The sequence below is a fragment of the Paracoccus sp. (in: a-proteobacteria) genome (assembly GCF_046462195.1).
GTDB lineage: Bacteria > Pseudomonadota > Alphaproteobacteria > Rhodobacterales > Rhodobacteraceae > Paracoccus.
This window is the reverse complement of the sequence record NZ_JBKGUN010000149.1, coordinates 1-22,558: the sequence shown is the minus strand read 5'-3', so window position 1 is coordinate 22,558 and position 22,558 is coordinate 1. Positions and strand designations below refer to the sequence as shown.

General features: G+C 66.6%; 23 protein-coding genes. 15 read left to right on the top strand and 8 right to left on the bottom strand.

Translation table 11 applies throughout. From position 1 onward, the window contains the following. The first annotated feature begins 390 nt into the window (after positions 1 to 390). The 4 genes from ACLHHB_RS09760 (at position 391) to ACLHHB_RS09745 (ending at position 2,310) form a co-directional block, all read left to right on the top strand. Positions 391 to 1,011, top strand: coding sequence for a TetR/AcrR family transcriptional regulator (locus ACLHHB_RS09760; RefSeq protein WP_410218088.1), 621 nt, complete (start codon positions 391 to 393; stop codon positions 1,009 to 1,011). Positions 1,012 to 1,145: 134 nt separating this feature from the next. Beyond that, positions 1,146 to 1,625, top strand: coding sequence for a hypothetical protein (locus ACLHHB_RS09755; protein WP_410218087.1), 480 nt, complete (start codon positions 1,146 to 1,148; stop codon positions 1,623 to 1,625). A gap of 4 nt (positions 1,626 to 1,629) precedes the next feature. Next, positions 1,630 to 1,914, top strand: coding sequence for an I78 family peptidase inhibitor (locus ACLHHB_RS09750; protein ID WP_410218086.1), 285 nt, complete (start codon positions 1,630 to 1,632; stop codon positions 1,912 to 1,914). 63 nt (positions 1,915 to 1,977) lie between these two features. After that, positions 1,978 to 2,310 carry a DUF2794 domain-containing protein gene (locus ACLHHB_RS09745; RefSeq protein WP_410218090.1) on the top strand — a complete coding sequence of 111 codons (333 nt, stop codon included), beginning with the start codon at positions 1,978 to 1,980 and terminating at the stop codon, positions 2,308 to 2,310. A 7-nt stretch (positions 2,311 to 2,317) separates the two neighbouring features. Here ACLHHB_RS09745 and hrpB read toward each other — a convergent pair whose 3' ends face one another. After that, positions 2,318 to 4,798: an ATP-dependent helicase HrpB gene (hrpB, locus tag ACLHHB_RS09740; protein ID WP_410218085.1), complete on the bottom strand. Its 2,481-nt coding sequence runs from the start codon at positions 4,796 to 4,798 to the stop codon at positions 2,318 to 2,320. A 147-nt stretch (positions 4,799 to 4,945) separates the two neighbouring features. On the opposite strand from hrpB, the gene ACLHHB_RS09735 reads away from it, so the two are divergent. Continuing rightward, positions 4,946 to 6,316, top strand: coding sequence for a YcjX family protein (locus ACLHHB_RS09735; protein ID WP_410218084.1), 1,371 nt, complete (start codon positions 4,946 to 4,948; stop codon positions 6,314 to 6,316). Continuing rightward, complete coding sequence (locus tag ACLHHB_RS09730) at positions 6,313 to 7,392, top strand: YcjF family protein (protein WP_410218083.1); 1,080 nt, start codon at positions 6,313 to 6,315, stop codon at positions 7,390 to 7,392. The genes ACLHHB_RS09735 and ACLHHB_RS09730 overlap by 4 nt, the downstream gene beginning before the upstream one ends. 5 nt (positions 7,393 to 7,397) lie before the next feature. Here the strand turns inward: ACLHHB_RS09730 and ACLHHB_RS09725 are convergent, their stop codons facing one another. The 4 genes from ACLHHB_RS09725 to ACLHHB_RS09710 all read right to left on the bottom strand — a co-directional run bounded on the left by ACLHHB_RS09725 (position 7,398) and on the right by ACLHHB_RS09710 (position 11,412). Continuing rightward, positions 7,398 to 7,850, bottom strand: coding sequence for an N-acetyltransferase family protein (locus ACLHHB_RS09725; RefSeq protein WP_410218082.1), 453 nt, complete (start codon positions 7,848 to 7,850; stop codon positions 7,398 to 7,400). A 25-nt stretch (positions 7,851 to 7,875) separates the two neighbouring features. Beyond that, on the bottom strand, positions 7,876 to 9,354 hold the full coding sequence (locus tag ACLHHB_RS09720) for an MORN repeat-containing protein (protein WP_410218081.1): 1,479 nt from the start codon (positions 9,352 to 9,354) through the stop codon (positions 7,876 to 7,878). 90 nt (positions 9,355 to 9,444) lie between these two features. Beyond that, positions 9,445 to 11,103, bottom strand: coding sequence for an MFS transporter (locus tag ACLHHB_RS09715; RefSeq protein ID WP_410218080.1), 1,659 nt, complete (start codon positions 11,101 to 11,103; stop codon positions 9,445 to 9,447). A gap of 57 nt (positions 11,104 to 11,160) precedes the next feature. Next, the gene (locus tag ACLHHB_RS09710; protein ID WP_410218079.1) at positions 11,161 to 11,412 is read right to left on the bottom strand and encodes a GlsB/YeaQ/YmgE family stress response membrane protein; all 252 of its coding nucleotides are present in this window, start codon (positions 11,410 to 11,412) and stop codon (positions 11,161 to 11,163) included. A gap of 314 nt (positions 11,413 to 11,726) precedes the next feature. Between ACLHHB_RS09710 and ACLHHB_RS09705 the strand changes: the two genes are divergently transcribed. The 3 genes from ACLHHB_RS09705 (at position 11,727) to ACLHHB_RS09695 (ending at position 14,653) form a co-directional block, all read left to right on the top strand. After that, positions 11,727 to 12,683: a L,D-transpeptidase gene (locus ACLHHB_RS09705; protein ID WP_410218078.1), complete on the top strand. Its 957-nt coding sequence runs from the start codon at positions 11,727 to 11,729 to the stop codon at positions 12,681 to 12,683. 317 nt (positions 12,684 to 13,000) lie between these two features. Beyond that, entirely contained in the window at positions 13,001 to 13,681 is a 681-nt protein-coding gene (locus tag ACLHHB_RS09700; RefSeq protein ID WP_410218077.1) for a hypothetical protein, read from the top strand. Between the two features lie 27 nt (positions 13,682 to 13,708). After that, complete coding sequence (locus ACLHHB_RS09695; protein ID WP_410218076.1) at positions 13,709 to 14,653, top strand: lytic transglycosylase domain-containing protein; 945 nt, start codon at positions 13,709 to 13,711, stop codon at positions 14,651 to 14,653. 43 nt (positions 14,654 to 14,696) lie between these two features. On the opposite strand, the gene ACLHHB_RS09690 is transcribed toward ACLHHB_RS09695, so the two are convergent. Further along, entirely contained in the window at positions 14,697 to 16,898 is a 2,202-nt protein-coding gene (locus tag ACLHHB_RS09690; protein ID WP_410218075.1) for a primosomal protein N', read from the bottom strand. 128 nt (positions 16,899 to 17,026) lie between these two features. Here ACLHHB_RS09690 and fsa point away from each other — a divergent pair, with 128 nt between their 5' ends. Genes fsa through ACLHHB_RS09665 form a run of 5 tightly spaced genes read left to right on the top strand, consistent with a single transcriptional unit; the run spans position 17,027 to position 20,808 of the window. Beyond that, a complete protein-coding gene (gene fsa, locus ACLHHB_RS09685) occupies positions 17,027 to 17,680 on the top strand; it encodes a fructose-6-phosphate aldolase (RefSeq protein ID WP_410218074.1) in 654 nt (217 codons plus the stop codon). 21 nt (positions 17,681 to 17,701) lie between these two features. Then, positions 17,702 to 18,385 carry a DUF484 family protein gene (locus tag ACLHHB_RS09680; RefSeq protein ID WP_410218073.1) on the top strand — a complete coding sequence of 228 codons (684 nt, stop codon included), beginning with the start codon at positions 17,702 to 17,704 and terminating at the stop codon, positions 18,383 to 18,385. A gap of 2 nt (positions 18,386 to 18,387) precedes the next feature. After that, entirely contained in the window at positions 18,388 to 19,311 is a 924-nt protein-coding gene (locus tag ACLHHB_RS09675) for a tyrosine recombinase XerC (RefSeq protein WP_410218089.1), read from the top strand. A 52-nt stretch (positions 19,312 to 19,363) separates the two neighbouring features. Next, on the top strand, positions 19,364 to 19,939 hold the full coding sequence (gene msrA, locus ACLHHB_RS09670; RefSeq protein WP_410218072.1) for a peptide-methionine (S)-S-oxide reductase MsrA: 576 nt from the start codon (positions 19,364 to 19,366) through the stop codon (positions 19,937 to 19,939). After that, on the top strand, positions 19,939 to 20,808 hold the full coding sequence (locus ACLHHB_RS09665) for a 50S ribosomal protein L11 methyltransferase (RefSeq protein ID WP_410218071.1): 870 nt from the start codon (positions 19,939 to 19,941) through the stop codon (positions 20,806 to 20,808). The genes msrA and ACLHHB_RS09665 overlap by 1 nt, the downstream gene beginning before the upstream one ends. An 86-nt stretch (positions 20,809 to 20,894) precedes the next feature. Here the strand turns inward: ACLHHB_RS09665 and ACLHHB_RS09660 are convergent, their stop codons facing one another. Continuing rightward, a complete protein-coding gene (locus ACLHHB_RS09660; RefSeq protein ID WP_410218070.1) occupies positions 20,895 to 21,092 on the bottom strand; it encodes a DUF1127 domain-containing protein in 198 nt (65 codons plus the stop codon). Between the two features lie 196 nt (positions 21,093 to 21,288). Next, on the bottom strand, positions 21,289 to 22,008 hold the full coding sequence (locus tag ACLHHB_RS09655; protein WP_410218069.1) for a 16S rRNA (uracil(1498)-N(3))-methyltransferase: 720 nt from the start codon (positions 22,006 to 22,008) through the stop codon (positions 21,289 to 21,291). 15 nt (positions 22,009 to 22,023) lie between these two features. On the opposite strand from ACLHHB_RS09655, the gene ACLHHB_RS09650 reads away from it, so the two are divergent. Then, the coding region (locus ACLHHB_RS09650; RefSeq protein ID WP_410218068.1) for a UbiA family prenyltransferase at positions 22,024 to 22,558 on the top strand (535 nt) is incomplete at its 3' end.

Here is a 22,558-nt window from a genome sequence, read left to right as displayed (position 1 = left end):
GTACCCCGAAGCGCACCGTATAGGTCGAGTTGCAGACCCGGATCTTTTCCTCCAGCCCCGGAGGCAGTTCCATCAGGCTTGCAGAATGCGTGAACATCCGATCAACCGACTCCCGGAACGACAAATGCGTGGCGGCCATTGCTGCTCTCCTCCTGTTGCCAAGGGCAGTTTTCGTCACGCCCGCACGCTAGGCCAAAGCCGCCTGCAGTGCCACCGCCCATTTTGCAGGCAATGTCGCACGCCAGATGATTGCGTAAAATATTGTTGTGCGGCTTAATAAAATCTTTCCATTCTGCGTGGCCTGCTTCATGAGGCTCTTTCGCGGAGGCCATCGGCGCCAGAAGAAGATGGGCGAAATTGCTGAAATCACGACCAGTCACACAACAGGACATGGGCCAGGGTACGGGGATTGTCCGGGGCCGAAAGTTCGAGCAGGTGCGCGAAGGCGCGGCCGTCATCTTCCTGCGTGATGGGTTCGCGGCCGCCAGCGTCGATGACATCGCCCGTTCGGCACGCGTATCCAAGGCGACGCTCTACAGCTATTTTCCTGACAAGCGCCTGATGTTCCAGGAGGTGCTGGCAAACGCCCTCGACATGGCCTTCGATCAGCCCCCTTTCGATGCCGCGTCAAAGGATGATGTCGGCACGGCCCTGCCAAAGGTTCTGGATCAGCTGGCGCGCTGGCTGATCAGCGACCACCGCCTGCGGCTGCACAGGATTGCCATCGCCGAAGCTCCGCGCTTTCCTGAACTGGCCGTCGCCTATGCCCGGGCGATGGAGGACGGCATTGTCGTCCCGCTGACGCGCCTTGTCCAGGACTGGGCCACGCGCAACGAAATCACGGTCCAGGATCCGGCCCTGGCCGCACGGCAACTGGTGGCTTTGATGGGGGGGCAACTGCGGATCAATGCCCTTCTTTCACACGAAATGCTGGCCGATTCCGAGATCGCGGAGGCCGTCACCTCGGCCTGCGCCTTGTTCCTGCGCGCCCATGCGCCACGGCAGGTGTGACGGCACCTCCTGTTGCATTCCTGCGATGATGGAAACGTGAATTCCGCCGCGGCTTCTCAAGCGGGAGGCTGCGGCCTATGCTGTCATCAAAAGCAAACACGGTCCGACAGGGACCGGCAGAGGTGACACAGGCAATGATCCGAAACGCTTGGCTTTCAAGGGCCGCGCTGCTGGGCGTGTGCGGCATGACGATGGGCGGCTGCGCCTCCTCGCCCAACCGGATGCCGCCAACGGGCGCGGCCTCCATGACTGCCGCTGCCCCTTATGCGCCCGCGCCCTATGCGCCCGCTCCCTATGCTCCGGCGCCTTATGCTCCCGCACCGCCGGTTTATGCGCCCGTGCCCGCCCCTGTCGCACCGCTGCCCGAGGCGCTGCCGCCTCCAGTCCAGACCACGGGCATCACCGGCCTCGAGGAACGCAAGCCCGATCTTTGCGGTGCGCGCAAGCATGACAGCGCGAAGGGCCAGCCCGGCAGCGTGATTCCGACCCTGGGCTTGTCAAAGGCCTATCGCGTTGTCGAATACCGGGGCATCGAGCCACAGGATTACGACCCGAACCGGCTCGTCTTCCGCCTGGACCAGGCGGGAACCATCACAAACATCGATTGCGGATAAACCCATGCGCCATACTGCCCTTGCCCTGTCCCTTGCCGCCGCCGGTCTTCTGGCCGCCTGCGAGCCCGTTCCCGTCGAGCCTGCCCCCGTGGTTCCCGCAGATGAATGCGGGGCCGCCGGCTATCAGGGCCTGATCGGCCAGCCACGCGAATCCGTGGCGCAGATGAACTTTCCCCTGGGAACGCGCATCATCGGGCCCGATGACATGATCACGGCCGATTTCCGCCCGGACCGCCTGAACATCGAATACGGGCGCAGCGGCCGCATCGACAAGGTCAGCTGCTACTGACCGGGACGGCACCGCACCTTTCGCGTTGATTTGCGCGCGGTGCGGTGTCACCCTTGTGTCATGATGAATGCAAGCCCGCCGTTCCAGGCTGATCCCGATCGCGTCGTCTTCGACCGAAAGGAGCTGAGCCTGATCCTGTCCACTTATGGCCGTTTCGTGGCCGCCGGGGAATGGCGCGATTACGGCATGTCGTTCCTGCGCGACGCCGCGATCTTCAGCGTCTTCCGCCACTCCGCCGAAAACCCGTTGTATCGGATCGAAAAACGCCCACGCCTGCGGGCGGCCCAAGGGGCTTATGCAGTGATCGGCATGGATGGCCGCGTCCTCAAGCGCGGCCATGACCTGGAGCAGGTGTTGAAGGTCCTGGACCGCAAGCTGATCCGTTCCGTCGACTAAGGGTCCTTCAGGTTCCCCGCGGCTTGGCGCGTACCGTCGGATCGGCCTCGGTCGGATCTTCGGGCCAGGGGTGGCGGGGATAGCGCCCGCGCATGTCCTTGCGCACATCGGCATAGGAACTGGCCCAGAATCCCGGAAGGTCCATGGTGACCTGCACGGGCCGTCCCCCGGGAGACAGCAGCACGATCCTCAGCGGACGCCCCCCCACCTTCGGATGCTGCGTCACACCGAACAGCTCCTGCAGCCGCAATTCGATCGACGGCTCCTCGCCCCCGTAATCGATGGGCACGCGACGGCCGAGAGGGGTGATGAAATGCGCAGGCGCCACGCGGTCCAGCTGCTGCTGCCCGTCCCAGCCGATCCGCGCCCTCAGCGGCTCGACAAGGTCCAGGGCACGCAGATCGGCCCGGCTCCGGACACGCGCAAGCCAGGGCAGCAGCCAGTCGCCGTCGTCCAGCAGATGCGTATCATCGACAGGTCCCAGGTCCTCGACCAGCGCCATCCGCGCACGCAGGCGGGCCGCCGCCGCGCTCCACGGCAGCCCTTCCTGGCGCAAGCCTTCAAGCGCGGCACGGGCGATCTGTCCGTCGCTGGCGCCGGTCCATGCCTGGTCCGACAGAACAAGGCTCCCCAGCCGCTCCTGCTGCCGCGACAGGATACGTCCCTCGCGCCGCGACCAGGTGCAGTCTCTGGTTTCCACGATCCGGGGGCCGTGCAGGGCGCGCAGCTCGGCCTCGTCCAGAGTGAGGGCCAAGCGGATGCGCGCTTCACGCTGATCGCCATCCAGATCCAGCGCGACAATCAGGCGCTGCCCTGCCAAGGGATCGCTGTTGTCCATCACGGCCCCCTTGCCCCCGGACAGAACAAAGCGCGCGTCATCCCCTCTGCGGCGCAAACCGATCCGGTCCGGATAGGCCAGCGAGGCCATGGCACCGGGCGTCAGCACCATATCCTTTGCCTTGCAGGGCAGGCTCAGGGGGGGTGCGGGGAGGACGATGTCCCCCCCGCTGTCGCGGGACGCGATCAGCCGCCGCAAACGCTTGGCATCCTGCTGGATGCGCGCGATCCCCTGCCGGTTCAGCTCGAACGGGTGCCTTGCAGCAAATGTCCCAGGGTTCCGCAGCGCCTCCAGCCGCAGGCTCAGATCCACCCCGGCACCGCGCAGCGGATCACGGTCAGACAGCAGCGCGGCCAGATCGGCGGCGTCGGGCCCCGCCACGGCCAGCATATGCCCCAGACGCGGGTGCAGCGGCAGGGAGGCAAGCCTTCGTCCATGCGCAGTGATGCGGTCATCCTTGCCCAGCGCGCCCAGTTCGACCAGCAGCGCCCTTGCTTCGGCCAGCGCCCCGACCGGCGGGGGCGTCAGAAAGGCCAGATCTTCGGGCGCGGCTCCCCAGACCGCCAGCTCCAGCGCCAGCCCGGTCAGGTCGGCCACGGCGATTTCGGGCGGAGCAAAGGCCGGCAGCGCGCCCTCCTCGGATCGCGCCCACATCCGATAGCAAAGCCCCGGGGCCACCCGGCCTGCACGGCCCCGGCGCTGATCGGCTTCGGCGCGACTGACCCGTTCGGTCACCAGCCGCGACATGCCGCTGCCCGGATGAAAGCGGGCCCGCCGCGCTCGCCCGGCGTCCACCACCACCAGCACAGCCGGGATCGTCAGCGAGGTTTCGGCAATGGATGTCGCCAGCACGATCCGCCGCTGCGCCCCCGGCTGCGCCAGTGCGGCGCGCTGTGCCCGCGCATCCAGCGCCCCGAACAGCGGCAGGATCTCGCAGCCGGTGCCGCTCAGCAGCGCCGTGACGCGCCTGATCTCGCCCTCTCCAGGCAGAAAGGCCAGGATGGTGCCGCCGATATCGCGTGTGTCCGCCTCGGCCTGCCGGATCAGGCGCGCCGCCTCCTCGACGAAACGGAAGGCCGGGGGCAGAGGCCGCTCCAGCCACCGCGTCTCGACCGGAAAGGCACGACCTTCCGAACGGATCACAGGCGCATCGTCCAGCATCGCCGCAACAGGCTCGGCCTCCAGGGTGGCCGACATCACCAGCACGGCCAGATCCTCGCGCAGGGCGTTCCGCGCTTCCCACACCAGTGCCAGTCCCAGATCGGCATTCAGGCTGCGTTCGTGGAATTCGTCAAAGATCACGCAACCGATGCCTTCCAGCGAAGGATCGTTCTGGATCATCCGGGTCAGGATGCCCTCGGTCACGACCTCGATCCGACTGCCCGGCACGGATTCGCCCCGGATGCGATAGCCGACATGCTGGCCGATGGCCTCGCCCAAGGTGTCGGCCATGCGCTCGGCGGCGGCGCGGGCGGCCAAACGGCGCGGCTCCAGCATCAGGATGCGTCCTGTGACCTGATCCATCAGCGCCAGGGGCACCCGCGTCGTCTTGCCTGCCCCTGGCGGCGCGACCAGCACGGCACGTCCATGGGTGGTCATCGCCGCGCGAAGGGCAGGCAGGGCATCGTCGATGGGCAGGGTTTGTGACATGGACGGGTGATAACGCCCGCCAACCCCGCTGCACAATCACCAACCTGCACGTTGCGGACATATCGAGCAGGCTACCCTTTCCCGCCACGCGAACCTATCTTGCGCCCACCGCGTTGAAAGGCGGACAGGCAGAAACGCAGGGGCAGCATGGGCATCGGCAGCGACGTGATGGAGGGCCTGGGCCTTTCGGATCCCGTCATCAGGATCGGCGTGACGGGATTGTCGCGCGCAGGCAAGACGGTGTTCATCACCGCGCTGGTGGCCAACCTGCTGGAGCGCGGCCGGATGCAGGCCCTGCGCGCGGCCGCCGACGGGCGTCTAAAGGCGGTCTGGCTGCAGCCCCAGCCCGACGATACGATTCCCCGCTTTGATTTCGAACGCCATCTTGCCGCGCTGACCGGTCCGCAGCCGCATTGGCCCGACGGCACGCGCCATGTCAGCCAATTGCGCCTGTCGATGCGGCTGGAAGGCGGCGGCCTCTTCGGCAGCCTGCGGGGCGCCCGCCTCCTGCATCTGGATATCGTGGATTATCCGGGTGAATGGCTTCTGGACCTGCGCCTCATGGAACGCGATTTCGCGCATTGGTCGGCCGAGGTGCTGGAGCGCCTTCCCGGCCGGCCCCGTGCCGACCGCTTTCTGGCGGCCCTGGCGGACGAAGACCCTGGCGCGCCCTTTGCCGAACCGCGGGCGCAGGCGCTGGCCGATCTTTATACCACCCACCTCAATGCGGCGCGCGACGCGGGCTGGTCGGACTGCACCCCGGGCCGCTTCCTGATTCCCGGCGAACTGGCAGGCTCGCCCGCGCTGACCTTTGCGCCCCTGCCCCCCGCCCTGCAGGACGGCAAGCTGGGGCGGGAGTTCCGCCGCCGTTTCGACGCCTACAAGTCGCGGGTTGTCCGCCCCTTCTTCCGCGACCATTTTGCCCGGATCGACCGGCAGGTGGTGCTGGTCGATGTGCTGGGCGCGATCCATCAGGGCCCCGCCGCTGTCGAGGACATGCGCCGCGCCATGGCCGACATCCTGACCGCCTTTCGTCCCGGCCGTGCAGGCTGGCTGGCGCAGCTGCTGGGCACACGGCGGGTCGAGCGCATCCTGTTCGCCGCCACCAAGGGGGATCACCTGCATCATGTCCAGCACAACCGCCTGACCGCCATCCTGTCCGCGATGCTGCGCGAGGCACGGGATCGTGCCGATTTCCAGGGCGCCCGGACCGAGGCCATGGCCATTGCCGCCCTGCGCGCCACGACCGAGGACATGATCCGTCAGGATGACGACGAACTGCCGGCCGTGCGCGGGCGCCTGATGGACGGGCGGCAGGCGGCCTTTTATGCGGGCGAACTGCCATCGGATCCATCGGCGCTGTTGCACCCGGCGCGGCAGGGGGCGAATGCTTGGCTGGATGCCGATTACGAGATCATGAATTTCGCCCCAGCCCCCCTGACCACGCGTCCCGGTGACGGACCGCCCCATATCCGCCTCGACCGCGCGGCCGAGTTCCTGATCGGAGACCGCCTGTGAGCGAGCCCACCAACAACAGCCCCAAGCGCCCGCGCCGCCCCGTGCTGCTGGAACTGGACGCCCCCATACGGCAGGCGCCGCGCCAGCCCAGGGTCGACGCCCAGGCCGAGCCCGCGCCCAACCCGGCCGACGCGCCCCCCATCGATGTCAGCGACGCGCCCCTGCCCCGGCCGCGGACCATGGAGATGGTGACACGGCTGGTCGGCCGTCGCCCTTCCCGCCTGACACGCCTTTTCCTGAACGCAGGAGTGGCGCTGTTCACCTTTCTCTTGGGCGTGGCGGCGCTGGACTTCATCAACGGATTGCTGACCCGTTATCCGCTGCTGGGCTGGATTGCGGTGGTCCTGTTTGCGTTGTTCACCTTGGCGGCGTTGGGAATGGCCCTGCGCGAATGGCGGGCATGGCGACGCTTTGCCAAGATCGACGCCCTGCAGCGCAGCGCGGGCGCGGCCTTGGCCGCGGACAGTCTGGATCAGGCCAAGGCGGTCACCAAAGAACTGGTGGCCCTTTACGCCAATCGGCCCGCCATGGAGTGGCAGCGTCAGCGCCTGGCCGAACGCCGTGGGGAAACCTTTGATGCCCATGCCCTGCTGACCCTGGCCGAGGCCGAGCTGCTGGCCGGTCTGGACCAGCAGGCTCGACGGGAAATCGAGGCCGCTGCCCGCACCGTCGCCGCCACGACGGCGCTGGTGCCCCTGGCATTGGCCGATGTGGCGGCAGCACTGGCCGCGAACCTTCGGATGATCCGGCGCATGGCCGAAATCTATGGCGGACGCGCAGGGGCCGTGGGCGGCTGGCGGCTGGCGCGTACCGTGATGACCCATCTGATCGCGACAGGGGCCGTGGCTGCCGGTGACGACCTGATCCACACGGTGGCGGGTGGCGGCGTTCTGGCCAAGCTGTCGCGCCGCTTTGGCGAGGGTCTGGTCAACGGCGCCCTGACGGCTCGCGTCGGCATTGCCGCGATGGAGGTCTGTCGGCCGCTGCCCTTCCTGGCGCAGCCCCGTCCAAAAGTCGGCAACCTTGTCACCCGCGGATTGCGCGGACTTTTCGGCAATGATGACAACAAGGCCTGATGCTGTCAGTCCAGCGCCAGCTTGTACCCGACATGAGAGGCGGTGAATCCCAGCCGGTCATAGAACCGGTGGGCATCGGTGCGCGACCTGTCGGTGGTCAGTTGCACCAGAGCACAGCCCTGGCGGCGACACTCCGCGATGGCCCATTCCATCATGGCCTGTCCGACGCCCTGGCCGCGCCGATCTGAGGCGACCCGCACCGCCTCGATCAGGCCGCGCCTTGCGCCGCGCCGCGACAATCCCTGAACAAAGCTCAATTGCAGGGTGCCGACGACGTGGTCCCGGTCCTTTGCGACGCACAGGAACTGGTTGGGATCGCACTGGATCTGCGCAAAGGCGCGGGCATAGACCGCCTGTTCATCCAGGCCTTCCCGCCCTGCCCCCAGAACATCGTCGGACAACAGGGCAATCAGGGCGGGCAGGTCGGCTTCGGTCGCGCGATCGAACTGCAGCGTCATGGGCCGCTCCTTTTTGAATGGACGCTCAGGGCTGGGGCTGACCCTCGGCGGGCAGTTCGGGGGCAGCCTCGTCGGGCGCCGGGGCCTTCGGGTCCGAAGCGGGATCGGCCTCGATCAGGCGGTTGTCCTGCCATTCCCCCGAGGCGACCTGCCCCGTGGCATAGCGCATGACGCCCTGTCCCTGGCGCTTGCCCGCAGCAAAGGTGCCTTCATAGCGGTCGCCATTGGCATAGGTCGCGACGCCCGCGCCGTCGATTTCTCCGGTCTTCCAGCCGCCTTCATAAATGAATCCGTCAGGCGTCGTCAGCCGGCCCTTTCCCTCGCGCAGCCCGTCGACGAAATTGCCCGTGTAAACCGTGCCGTCGGGATAGGTGGCCTGACCTTCGCCATGGCGCTGACCGTCCTGCCATGCGCCGGAATAAACATAACCGTCGGGATAGGACATCCGTCCCTGCCCATGGTTCCGCGCATTGCGAAAGCTGCCCTCGTACACCATGCCATTCGCATAAGTGGCCTTGCCGTCCCCTTCGATCACGCCTTCGGCCCATTGCCCTTCATAGGTCGATCCGTCGGCATAGGTGATCTTGCCCGTGCCGTGGGGCCGGTCGGCCCGCATCTGGCCCAGATAGACCGAACCGTCGGGATAGGTGATCTGGCCCCGGCCCTCCATCCGGCCTTCGGACCATTCACCCACGTAAACATAGCCGTCCGCGCCGGTGAAGGTTCCTTGGCCGTGGCGGCGGTCATCGGCAAATTCCCCGTCATACACATCGCCGTTGGCATAGGTCGCGACCCCCTTGCCCTGGCGGCGCCCCCCTTCCAGTTCGCCTTCGTAGCGGTCGCCGGTGGACTGAACCAGCACACCGGTTCCGGACATCTGCCCGGCTGCCCACACGCCGTCATAGGTCAGGCCGTCAGCCATCTGCAGCCTGCCCTGACCCGCACGCTGGCCTGCCAGCATGCCCCCCTCATAGGTCGCGCCGTCCGGATAGGTGATCTTGCCCTGCCCTTCCTTGACGCCCGCGTTCCAGTCACCTTCATAACGATAACCGTTGGCCTGGGTCAGGACGCCCTTGCCTTGGTGCAGACCTTTTTCGAACGCGCCCTCATAGACCGATCCGTTGGCATAGCGTGCGACGCCCTGGCCGGTGATTTCGCCTTCGGACCAGTCGCCTTCATAGGTGCCGCCGTCGGCATAGGTGATCTTGCCCTTGCCATGGGGCTTGCCGCGCGCGAACTGCCCTTCATAAATGGAACCGTTGGGAAACTCGGCTCGGCCCTGGCCCATGATCTGCCCTTCGACCCAGTCGCCCTCGTAGCGATAGCCGTTCGGCAGGACATAGCTGCCCTGGCCATGCTGCAACCCGTTGCGGAACGTGCCCTCGTAGACACCGCCGTCGTCGTACTGCTTGCTGATGACCTGTGCGCCCGCATCTGCCGCCATGCCGATCAGCGCCAGAGCCACTGCGCCCACTGCCGTCGCCGCCCGAGTTGCCGCTTTCATCGCCTGTGCCCTTTTGGTGTTTTGTCCGCAGGTCTAGCGCAGGCGGGCCTGTCACGCAAAGGGCGTCTTCGTCAGCGGCCCTTTTGCGGCTCAGGGCAGCTCCAGCTTGCCCAACAACGGCAGGTCATCCAGGGGGCTGACATTGTGACGCTCGATCATGCGATGGACCAGCGGATCGCCGTCGCCCCGGTGCAGGGCGCGCAGGGCGACCGTCACCTCGGCATCGGACTTGGTGCGGCGCAGGTTGTGGCGCACATATTCGTCCCATGTCGCGATATGATAGCTTTCGCTCCATTGATCCGGATGCTCGAGGTCGCGCAGCAGCGCCCAGTTGCGTGCCCCGTCGCGGCGGCGGATGTTGCGCCGCTGGCGCATCAGGCGCAGGAACTCGGGCACATCGGCCTGATCGATCCGGTAATCGACCATCACCAGGATCGGTCCCGAACGTCCACGCAGGTCCAGCGCCAGTTCGGGCTCGCGAAAGCGGTTCGCCGGATCCAGATCGACTGCTCCGAATTCGGGCGCCCGCAGCCAGACACCGATCAGCGCACCAAGAGCCAGAACGATTCCCCCCGTCGTCAGGGCGGTATCCAGTCCCTGTGACCCCGCCAGCCCGCCCCAGGCCCATGCTCCGGCCGCCATGCCGCCGAATGTCGCCGTCTGGTACATGGCCAGCGCCCGCGCCACGACCCAGCGCGGCGTGGACAACTGCACCGTGACATTGAACAGCGACAGGGCCAGCACCCACGACGCCCCTGCCGGCATCATCACGAGGGCATGCAGCCAGACCGACTGCGTCTGGCCCAGCACCACCGCCGACAGCGCAAAGCCGCAAAAGGCCATCCGCACCAGATGTTCATTGTCCATCCGGGCCCGCAGGCGCGGGTTCATCAACGCCCCCCCGATGGCGCCGACGCCGTAACAGCCCAGCAAGCCGCCAAACAGAAGCGAGCCCCCCTCGGGGTGGCTTTGGGCCACCAGCGGCAGCAGGGCCAGAACGGCAATGGCCGCAAAGCCGAACAAGGCCCCGCGGACCATGACCCGGATCAGGTTCGGCGACAACGCGACATAGCGAAGGCCTGCCCCCATTGCCGCCATGAAGGGTTCGGGCGTGGTGACGCGCGGGGCCAGCTGGGGTTTCCAGCGGGACATGACCGCCAGCAGCGGCAGATAGCTGACGGCATTGACCGCAAAGGCCACTGCGGCGCCAAAGACCGCGACGATGAAGCCACCTGCCGCCGGTCCGACGCTGCGCATCAGGTTGAAACCGACCGAGTTCAGGCTGACGGCCGCCGGCAGATCCTCGCGCCGGACCAGATCGCCCATGCTGGCCTGCCAAGGGGGATTGTAGACGGCCTGCCCCGCGCCCAGCAGGAAGGTGAAACCCAGCAGGAGCCAAGGCGTCAGCCCGCCGCTCCAGGCGACGACGGCCAGCGCAACCGAGATGACGCTCATCGCGATCAGCGCCGTCATCAGCAGCGTCTTGCGGTCAAAGATATCGGCCAAAGCCCCCGAGGCGATGGCCAGCAGCATGACAGGCAGGGTGTTCGATGCCTGAACCAGCGCGATCAGCGTGGCGCTGTCGGTCAGCTGTGTCATCAGCCAGGCCGCGCCCACCGCCTGCACCAGCCCCCCGAAGTTCGAGATCAGCGTCGCCCCCCACAGCAGCCGGAAGTCGCGGTAACCGAAGGGTGCAAAGGCACCCCTGGGCCGGGTCTGCGGGGTCGGAGGCAGGGCGGGTGCGGTCAAGGCGGGGATGCTTTGCTGATAACGGTCAATTCACGATGCCGGTCTCCGATGTCCGCGTCACGCGCGCCGCGCCAGCCGCAGGATCAGCAGCAGGATCACGGCGCCCACCGTCGCATAGATGATCGATCCGATGACAGAACCTGCGGCACCGATGGTCATGCCCGTCGCCGGAAACAGGAACGAGGCGATGACAGCCCCGAGGATGCCCACGATGATGTTGACCATGACGCCCTGACCATGGCCCTTGACCAGCAGCCCGGCCAGCCAGCCGGCGATGGCACCGATGATCAGTGCGACGATGATGTTCATGTCTGACTTCCTTGTGACCGGAACCGGCGCTTATGCGCCCGGCCCCCATGCAACCAAAGCACACGCCGAGTTGTTCCGCTGCAGTAAAAAGTTGATGATGCTGACACCTGCGCGCCACAGGCGGCGGTCCCTGATGCACCAAGCCGTTCACGATCGACGTGACAGGCTTGACGCGACTTGATCGGGGGCGTCATGCAACTTCCATGCGAATCGTGTAACGGCTCCGCCGCTTTCGCGAGGTATGAATGAATTTGACGCTGCCACGGCCACGCCTCTGCCGGCAAGGCCTGCGATTGAACAAGGAACATGCGACAATGCGCCTCGTCTTTCTTTTCACGGCGCTGGCCCTGGGGCTGGCGGCATGCGGTCCCGGCCAGGAAACCGCGGCGCCTGCGCCCCAGCGTTCGGCGACTGTCCCGGAGGCCTATCAGGCTCGTGTCGACAACGGTCCGGACGGTGCGCCTATCCAGATTCCGGCGGTTCGTGCCGCTTACCTGAACGACCGCAACCAGCGCCAGGTTGTTCCCTACAACGGTGCCGAAGCGCCCGGAACGATTGTTGTCGATCCTTACGCCCGCGTTCTTTATCACGTCCAGCCGGGTGGTCAGGCGATGCGTTACGGCGTGGCCGTCGGACGTGCCGGCAAGGGCTTCGAGGGCCAGGCGACGATTGCCCGCAAGGCGGCTTGGCCCAGCTGGCGCCCCACGGACAACATGCTGCGGACCGAGCCTGAGCTGTATGGCCAGTTCGCAGGGGGCCTTTCGGGCGGGATGCACAACCCGCTGGGGTCGCGGGCGCTGTACCTGTACCAGGGCAGCGTGGACACCTATTACCGCATCCACGGGACGATGGACCCTTCGTCCATCGGCAAGGCCACGTCGGCCGGCTGCATTCGGATGTTCAACCAGGATGTCATCGACCTGTTCGCGCAGGTTCCGACCGGTACCGAGGTGATCGTGCGCGGCGAAGCGGAAAGCGTTCGCATGGAAGGCCCCATGACCGAGACGCCGGAAGGCTATGTCATGCCCGCGGCCCCCATGGCGGCAGATCCGGCAGCCACCGTCCAGACCGTTGCGCTTGAAACGGCTGTTGTGGAGACTCCGATGCAGACGGTCAGCCAGACGCCTGCCCAACCGGTGATGGACCCTTACGCGGCCATGTCGGCGGTGCCGGCAGCCAGCCCGGTCCAGCCCGCCCAGGTCAGTGACCCCTTTGCCACGGCCGAAACCCCATTTGTTTCGCCCGTCGAGAGCGCTGTGCCCCGCTGGTGATCCGGCACACCTGCGTGCCCACGGCATCACCATTCAAGGCCCCGGCAAAAGCCGGGGCCTTTCCAATTGCAAAAATCGCAATCTCTGCGCAATGTCGGTGCGGAACATGAAGTCGTCTGCCCAAAGGCCATCCGATGCCCAATTATGCCAAGCGAGAGCAGCAGGTGCTGAACGCCGATCAGCTGCACCTGACCCAAGAAAGCCGTCAGCCGGCCTTGGGAACACTGGACGACGGGGCGCTAAGCGCGCTGGTGGAAAAACTGCGCGAAGCAATAGCAAACGCACAGGCAGGTCCGTCAGCAGACGAAGTGGCCCCCTTGCTGCGCGCTGCCTTGCGTCGCGCGGAGGCCGAGCGCCGCAAGCGCGACACCACGGCAACGTCCAAGGAGGCGCCGCCGCCCCTGCCGGCGGCTCCCAAGGCCGTTCCTGCGGCCAAGCACAAGCGTGCTTCGGCTGCACGCAAACCCGCAGGCCGGAAATCCGCTGAAGCGCGCAAGACCGACCTTCGCACGGAACCGCACCGCGTCAGCAAGCGTCGCCCCGCAGCTGAAACCGTTGAAACCGCCCCTTCCGACCTTGCAGCAAAGAACCCTGCCGTGACTGACAAAGACGCCGACAAGGCTGCAAAGCATGCTGCCCGCAAGGCCGAAAAGGTCGCGGCCAAGGCTGCGGAAAAGGAAGCTGCGAAGGCGGAACGCAAAGCCGAGCGGCAGGCTGCGAAGGCCGCCCAGAAAGAGGCCGATAAGACCGAGCGCAAGGCTGCCCGCAAGGCCGAGAAGGACGCCGCCAAATCGGCCGAGAAAGCGACCGCAAAGGCCGAACGCAAAGCGGCCAAGGCAGACAAACCTGCGCCACAGGAACAGGCCGACGAGCCCAAGGTGGCCAAGTCCCGGAAGGTCAAGACCTCCGCCTCCGCCAAGTCCGGGGCTGAAGACAAACCCGCCAAGTCCAAGAACAAAGCCAAGAGCGGCAAGACCGCTGCGAAGACCAAGGAATAATCAGCTGGCCGGTCTGTCGTTTTTCCCATGATCCGTTTCATTCGAATCGTCCTGTGCCTGGCGTTGTCGGTGGCGGCCGTATTGCCCGCGGCCACGCCTGCCTTGGCCTATCCGGCCGTCGATGCCTGGCAGGGGCGGGCCGCGCCCCGGTCCACGCCGGACACCCGCTGCACCGATGATGGCCGCGACTGCGTGGCCAAGGACAGTTATGTGCCTGATGTCTGCAAGCTGATCGAGCGCAATGCGTCGGAACAGGGGCTGGACCCTGCCTTCCTGGCCCGCCTCTTGTGGAAGGAAAGCCGCTTCGAGCCTTCTGCGGTCAGTCCGGCAGGCGCCCTTGGCATCGCGCAGTTCATGCCGGGCACGGCCGAGCTTTACTGGCTGGATGATCCTTTCAACCCTGCACTGGCGATCCGCAAGGCGGCCTGGTACCTGTCGCAGCTCAGCCAGCGCTTCGGCAATATCGGGCTGGCTGCCGTTGCCTATAACGGAGGCGAGAATCGGGCGGCCCGCTTCATTGCGCAACAAACCACCCTGCCCTTCGAGACGGTCGATTATGTCGAGGCGATCACGGGGTTCAGCGCCCACCGCTGGCGCGACAGCCCGCCCGCACCGGCTGACCTCAAGCTGGCGCTGACGCCCGACATGGCATTTCGTCCTGCTTGCGAAAAGATGGCCGGCGACCGCAACCTGCGCGAATTCACGACCCAACCCCCGGCCATGCCCTGGGGCGTGATTGTCGCCAGCCATCCCAGCCAGGCCGGCGCAGCCCAGCAGGTCGCCCGCCTGAACCGCACGTTGCGTCCCATCCTGGATGACGGAGCAAGGGTCGGCTATGTCCGCAAGCGCATCAACGGCATGCCGCGCGCGGTCTATACCGCGCAGGTCGGGTATCGTTCCCGGACCGAGGCCGCGACTTTCTGCGCCCGCTTCCAGCGCCTTGGCGGGCGCTGCATCGTTCTCAGGAACTAGCCCTGCCGGACGGCTGCCTGCAACGGCCTGCGGCCGCGCCCGACTACAGGAAGCTTTGCGGATCAATGTCCACGGACAGCCGGAGGTGCGTCGGCAGCTTGACCGGTTCCAGCCAGTCCGCAATGGCCGTCTGCAACGGCGCCTGACGCGGCGCACGGATCAGCATCCGCACCCGGTGCCGTCCGCGCACCCGGGCGATGGGTGCCGGCGCGGGCCCCCACAATTCGGCGCCGATCTCGGTCAGGGGTTGCGCCAGCCCCGCCAGATGGCGGGCGAAATCGCTGACAACAGTCAGATCGGGATGCGACAGGATGATCCCGGCCAAACGGCCGAAGGGCGGCATTCCGGCGGCCTGTCGGCCCAGCGCCTCGGCATCCCAGAAGGTCTCGTCCTGTCCCGACAGGATCGCCCGGATCACCGGGTGGTCCGGCTGGTGCGTCTGGAGCAGCGCCACCCCCGGCGCGGTGCCGGACTGGCGACCGGCCCGGCCCGCCACCTGCCGCATCAGCTGGAAACTGCGCTCGGCCGCCCGCAGGTCTGCGCCCTGCAGGCCCAGATCGGCGTCGACGACACCCACCAGCGTCAGGCGGTGAAAGTTGTGTCCCTTGGCCACGATCTGCGTGCCGATGATGATATCCGTATCGCCCTCGGCAATCTGGGCAATCGTTTCCTTCAACGCACGGGCCGAATGGAACAGGTCCGACGACAGGACGGTCGCCTTGGCGTCGGGAAAACGGGCCGCGACCTCTTCGGCAATCCGTTCGACCCCGGGACCGATGGGAGCCAGCTTGCCCTCGACACCGCAGGACGGGCAGGCCAGCGGAATGGGACGCGTTTCGCCGCATTGATGACAGACAAGGCGGTTCTGAAAGCGATGCTCGACCATGCGCGCATCGCATTGATGGCATCCGATCTGCTCTCCGCAGGCCCGACAGACCGTGACGGGCGCAAAGCCCCGGCGGTTCAGGAAGATCAGCGACTGCTCGCCCTTGTCCAGCCGCGACTGCACCGCCTGTGCCAGCGTGGGGGATATCCAGCGGCCTTGCTCCATCGCCTCGGCCCGCAGGTCGATGGCAGCCATCTGCGGCAACTCGGCCTCGCCATAGCGACTGCGCAGATCCAGCCGGCGGTACTTGCCGACCGATGCATTCACCCAGCTTTCCAGCGAAGGCGTGGCCGAGGCCAGAACCACCTGCGCCTGCGTGATCGAGGCGCGCAGCACGGCCATGTCGCGCGCGCTGTAGTAAACGACGTCTTCCTGCTTGTAGCTGCTGTCATGTTCCTCGTCGACGACGATCAGGCCCAGGTCCCGGAAGGGCAGGAACAGGGCCGACCGTGCCCCCACCACCAGCTGCACCTCGCCCTGCCCCGCCATGTGCCACAGGCGCCGGCGCTCGGTCCGGGTGATGCCGCTGTGCCATTCGCCCGGGCGCGCCCCGAAACGGGCCTCCACGCGGTCGAGAAATTCGGCTGACAGGGCGATTTCGGGCAACAGGACCAGCGCCTGCCGCCCTTGGGCCAGACATTCGGCCACCGCCTCCAGATAAACCTCGGTCTTGCCCGATCCGGTCACCCCCCGCAGCAGGGTCGTGCCATAGCTGCCGCCGCGGATCGCCCCGCGCAGCGCATCGGCCGCCGCCTGCTGGTCCTCGGCCAGCGGCTTGCCGGGCAGAGTCGGGTCGAGGCGCGGATAGGGCAGATCGCGCGGGGCCTCGATTTCGGCCAGCGCTCCTTGCGCCACCAGTCCCTTGACCACCGATATGCCGACACCCGCCAGCTGCGCCAGTTCCGAGGCTGCAAAGCTGGCCCCGCCGTGATCGGCCATCACGTCCAGAACCCGCTGGCGCGGCTCGGTCAGGCGGCTGACAATGCCCGATCCGGGCACGATGATGCGCCGCGCAGCGGGCGGCTGGTCGATGTCGGGCGCCCGCGTCGCCATGCGCAGCATCAGCGGCAACGGCGTCAGCGTGTAATCCGCCGCCCGCGCCAGGAATTCGAGGAACCCGGACGAGAAGGGTTCGGCATCCAGCACGCGCGCCACGGGGCGCAGCTTGGCCAGGTCGAAATCACCGACCCCCTCGCCCCAGACCAGTCCCAGCACGCGGCGTGGTCCCAAGGGGGCCAGCACCAGTTGCCCCTGCCGGACGCCGGTGTCGGGCGCCAGGTAATCCAGCACGCCCACCGGCTCGCAGGTCAGGACCGCGATGCGGGCGCGGGGCGGGAAAAAGGCGGGCTGCTGGTTCATCACCGGATGATAAAGACGCGGGCGCGGCCGGTTGCAAGCCCCGCGCTTCGACTGGACCGGTTCAGCCCCTTTCCGCGCCGCGCCATCTGCGATATCACCGGACCGAACCTTACCAAAGGAACCAGGTCATGAAATTCTTTGTCGATACCGCCGATATCGCCGCCATTCGGGAACTGAACGATCTGGGGATGGTCGACGGCGTCACCACCAATCCCTCGCTGATCCTGAAGTCCGGCCGTGCCATTGCCGAAGTCACGCGCGAGATCTGCGACATCGTCGAAGGTCCCGTCTCGGCCGAGGTGGTCGCCTCGGACGCGGAAGGCATGATCCGCGAAGGCAAGCACTTGGCGCAGATCGCCGAAAACATCACCGTCAAGGTCCCGCTGACCTGGGACGGGCTAAAGGCCTGCCGCGCCCTGTCTGACGACGGTCACATGGTCAACGTCACGCTGTGCTTCTCGGCTGCGCAGGCGCTTGTGGCGGCCAAGGCGGGCGCCACCTTCATCAGCCCCTTCATCGGGCGCCTGGACGACATCCACCTGGACGGGATGGACCTGATCGCCGACATCCGCGAGATCTATGACAACTATGGCTTCGAGACGCAGATCCTGGCGGCCTCGATCCGCACGGTGAACCACATCGTCGATGCCGCCAAGATCGGTGCCGATGTCATCACCGCCCCGCCCTCCGTCATCAAGTCGATGGTGACCCACCCGCTGACCGACAAGGGCCTGGCCCAGTTCGACAAGGATTGGGCAGCCACCGGGCAGAAGATCGGCTGAGCCGGCACGGGGAGGACGCAGATGTCTGACGCCCTTGAGCCCGAAATCCGGGACCGGCTTCTGGCCGATCCCAAGGCCATTCTGGGCGACCGCGACCTGATGCGTGCACTGGTCGCGGCCCGCGAGGCGGATCTGGGCAGCAATGTCATCGACATCCGCGGCCGGGCGATGGAGGCCCTGGAGCATCGGTTGGACCGGCTGGAGGTCACGCACGAAAGCGTGATCGCCGCCGCCTATGACAACCAGTCGGGAATGGCGATCATCCACCGTTCAGTCATCGGGCTTCTGGAAACAGCCGATCTGGCCGACCTGATCGGTGCGCTGCAGTCCGACATCGCGCCCCTGCTGCGGATCGAAACGCTGCGCCTGGTCGTCGAAGGCGAAGCCGCCATGGAATCTTGGCCCGGGGACACCGCCAGGGTCCAGCCGGGCGTGATCGACCGCATCCTGTCGGCCGGTCGTCGCGTTCCCCGCGGTGACGACATCGTCCTGCGCGAAGCGATGGCGGTGACGCGCCCGCTGCACGGCCGCGCCGTCGCATCCGAGGCGCTGCTGCCTGTGGATCTGGGCAGCGGGCGTCCACGTGCCGTTCTGCTGATGGGCAGCATTGATGGCACCCGCTTCCTGCCCGCCCACGGCACAGACCTGCTGCGCTTTTTCGGGCAGGTCTTTCGGCTGGTGCTGTTGCAGCGTCTGGCGGCATGACCATGCAGCCGCTGGCCCTTGCCCCCGCCACCAGCGATGCACTTGGCCGTTGGCTGGAAACCGAGGCTGCGACGCGCGACCGGTCCGACCACACGGTTCGTGCCTATCAGACCGACCTCATCGCCTTTCTGCAGTTCCTGGGGGGCCACTGGGGCGAGGCCGCAACCCCCAAGGCACTGGCCGCGCTGCGCCAGTCCGACATGCGCGCCTTTGCCGCCTTTGAACGCGCGCGGGGTCTGGGCGCACGATCGCTGGCACGGCGGCAATCGGCGGTGCGGTCTTTCCTGCGATGGTTGTCGGACCGGGAAGGGTTCGACCTGTCTGCAGCCCTGTCCAGCCGCAGCCCGCGTTATCCCCGTTCGCTGCCACGCCCGCTGACGCCCGACCAGGCGAACGACACCTTGGCCGAGGTGGCACTGCACGACACGCCTTGGGTCGCCGCGCGCGATTCGGCAGTGCTGACGATGCTGTGGGGCTCGGGGCTGCGGATATCCGAGGCGCTGGCGCTGGATGGCCGCGACTGGCCCTTTCCGACGGGTTTGACAATCCGTGGCAAGGGCGGGCGCGAACGCCAGGTTCCCGTGCTGCCCGTCGCCCGCGAAGCCATCAGCGAATACCTGCGCCTTTGCCCGTGGCCGCTGCTGCCCGACCAGCCGCTGTTTCGCGGCGTTCGCGGCGGCCGCCTTCAGGGCGCCAGCATCGCGGGCGCAATGCGCAAGGCGCGCGCTTCGCTGGGTCTGCCCGCCAGCGCCACGCCCCATGCCCTGCGCCACAGCTTTGCCACCCATCTGCTGGCCGCGGGTGGTGACCTGCGGACCATCCAGGAACTTCTGGGCCATGCCAGCCTTTCCACCACGCAGGTGTATACCGGGGTGGACGACGCGCGGCTGATGGCCGTTTATCGTGCCGCCCATCCGCGCGGATGAACCCGCAGCCCGCAGCCCGCGTTTGCCCTGTCCAAAGAAAAAGAGGGTTCCGATGACCGATCACGCCATCTTCCACCGCCCCTTGGGCGCCAACCCGCCCGCCGGATACGATCAGGCGATCTTCGGCATGGGCTGCTATTGGGGGGTCGAGCGGCTGTTCTGGCAGCAGAACGGCATCTGGCTGACCGAGGTCGGCTTTGCCGGGGGCGAAGTCCAGAACCCGACCTATGACCAGGTGAAGCGCGGCGACACCGGCCATGCCGAGGTCGTGCGCATCATCTATGACAGCTCTCTGATCAGCTATGACCATCTGTTGCAGTTGTTCTGGGAAAATCACGACCCGACGCAAGGCGACCGGCAGGGCAACGATGTGGGCAGCCAGTACCGCAGCCTGATCATGACCTTTACGGACACACAGGCCAGCGCGGCCGAGGCGGCCAAGATCGATTATGACAACCGCTTGGCGGTGCAGGGTTTTGGCAAGATCACCACGCAGATCCTGGACGCCGGCCCCTTCTGGCCTGCGCACGAGGCGCATCAGCAATACCTGGAGAAAAATCCCGACGGTTATTGCGGCCTCAAGGGCACCGGGGTAGAGGCGTCCCTGCCCAATCCGGATCCGATCTGATGCCCACCTTTACCGCACTGACCCACCTGCCCGGCCGTGAAGCCGCCGAAGCCCTGGCCGAAGCGTGCGAGGATTTGACGCCCGAACCTGTTGGCACCGGCATCTTCGAGATCGAGGACGGGTCCGAGCGCTGGGAAGTCGGCGCCTATTTTACCGAAAGCCCGGACGAGATCAGCTTGGCGCTTCTGGCCGCCGCTCATGGCGCGCAACCCTTTGTCATCTCGGAACTGCCCGAGGTCGACTGGGTGGCCCATGTCCGGCGAGAGCTGACACCGGTGCGGGCCGGGCGCTTTTACGTGCATGGCCTCCATGACGCGGACACCATTCCCGAAGGCGTCGAGGCGCTGTGCATCGAGGCGGCCATGGCCTTTGGCACCGGCCACCACAACACCACCAAGGGCTGTCTGGAGGCGCTGGACCGGCTGGCGCAGAGCGGGTTCCAACCAGGCCGCATCGTCGACATCGGCTGCGGGACGGCTGTGCTGGCCATGGGCGCGGCGCGCCTTTGGCACAAGACCGTGGTGGCCAGCGACATCGATTCCGTTGCCGTGGACACGGCCGCCGCCAATGTGATCGCGAACGGGCTGGACGGCCGCGTGGTCTGCATCGAGGCGGCCGGTTTCGAGCATCCCACACTGGAACAGGCTGCGCCCTATGACCTCGTGCTGGCCAACATCCTCAAGCAGCCGCTGATCGACCTGTCGCCCGACATGGCGCGCCATGTGGCGCATGACGGCAAGATCATCCTGTCGGGCATCCTGACCACGCAGGCGGACGACGTGGTCGAAGCCTATCGGGAGGCGGGTTTCACGCTGGATCGGCGCGACGATCTGGGGGATTGGACGACGCTGCTGATGACCCGCGCCTGAGACCGGCTCCTTGACGACAGAACAAGAAAAAACCCCCGCGAGCCTGCCAGCTTTCGGGGGTTCGTTCGTCCTTGGAACCGGTGGCGTCAGAAGCCGCGCGCGATCCGCTCGATGTCGCCACGGCACAGACCGATATCGTCCAGCTCGCGGTCGGACAGGCGGGCCAACTCGCGACGTGTCACGCGGGTATCCCGCCAGGACGCGATCATCGAGTTGATGTACGCGACGACGTTGCCCACGCCTCCAACAGCCACGCTGCGGTTCGTTTCGATCGTCGACATCATATCACCTGTTTTCAATATGCCCGATCATCAGGCATCTCTTCGATACAAAGGAGATAGTTTGGGCACAGGGCAAAGAGTAGCCGTCAATCCGGCAACCCAGATATGCAACTTCTGCAAGGAAACAAAAGGTTAATGGCAGGAACTGTCGTATTTGCGCCCCAGAATGCCGCATTGCAGCATAGGAACTCTGCTTGGCTTACTTCCAGTCGCCCAGCGACGCCTGCCACAGTGCCAGCGCCGCCACCACGGCAGTATCGGCGCGAAGAATCCGGGGGCCCAGACTGACGGGCGTCACGAACGCAAGGCGCGACAGACAGGCGCGTTCTGCCGGTGAAAATCCGCCTTCTGGGCCGATCAGGATGGCCCAGGGCCCGCGCGGCAGTCCGGCCAAAGCTTCAGCCGGTCCCACGCGTGCCTCGTCCGCCCAAAGGATGCGCCTCTCCGGCTGCCAACCATCCAGCAGGCGTGACAGCGGAACCAGATCCGCAACAGCGGGCACAAAGGTTCCGCCACATTGTTCCGCCGCCTCGACGGCATGGGCCTGAAGGCGGTCCTGCCGGATGCGTTCGGAATTGGTGTGATCGGTCTGGACCGGCTGAATGCGCGCTGCCCCCATTTCAGCCGCCTTTTCGACGATGAAGTCCGTGCGGGCCTTTTTGATGGGGGCAAACAGCAGCCACAGATCGGGCGGGTCCTGCTGGGGCGCCGTCCGGTCACCGGCCAGCAGGCTGCCGCCGCGCTTGCCCGCATCCTGCAGGGTTGCCGACCATTCGCCGTCGCGCCCGTTGAATATGCGCAGGTCGTCCCCCGCCTTCAGGCGCATGACGCCTGACAGGTAATGCGCCTGCGCCGGGTCCAAGGGGACGGGTTGTCCCGGGACGAAGTGGTGATCTATGAACAGTCTGATCCGAGCCATGATGGGTGCGACGCTATGCAAAGCCAGACGAAAAGGCCAGACGCCGTCTTTGATGCGCCGCCTGACAACTGGGTCGACCGTCATGCGCCGCCCGCCATGCGCCCGTGGCTGAGGCTCAGCCGCGCCGACCGCCCCATCGGGACATGGTTGCTGTTGCTGCCCTGCTGGTGGGGTATCGGTCTGGCAATGATGGCGGATGCGCCGCGCTGGTTCGACCTGTGGATCGCGCTGGCCTGCGCCATCGGCGCCTTTGTCATGCGCGGCGCCGGCTGCACATGGAACGACATCACCGACCGCCGGATCGACGCGCAGGTGGCGCGGACGCGGTCACGCCCCCTGCCCTCGGGGCAGGTCACGCTGTCCGGGGCCTATCGCTGGCTGGTCCTGCAAGGGCTGATCGGGCTGGTCATCCTGCTGACGCTGGGGCAGGCCGCCGTCTGGATGGGCGTCGCCTCGCTGGCGCTGGTGGCGATCTATCCCTTTGCCAAGCGCTTCACCTGGTGGCCGCAGCTGTTTCTGGGCTTTGCCTTCAACTGGGGCGTCATGCTGG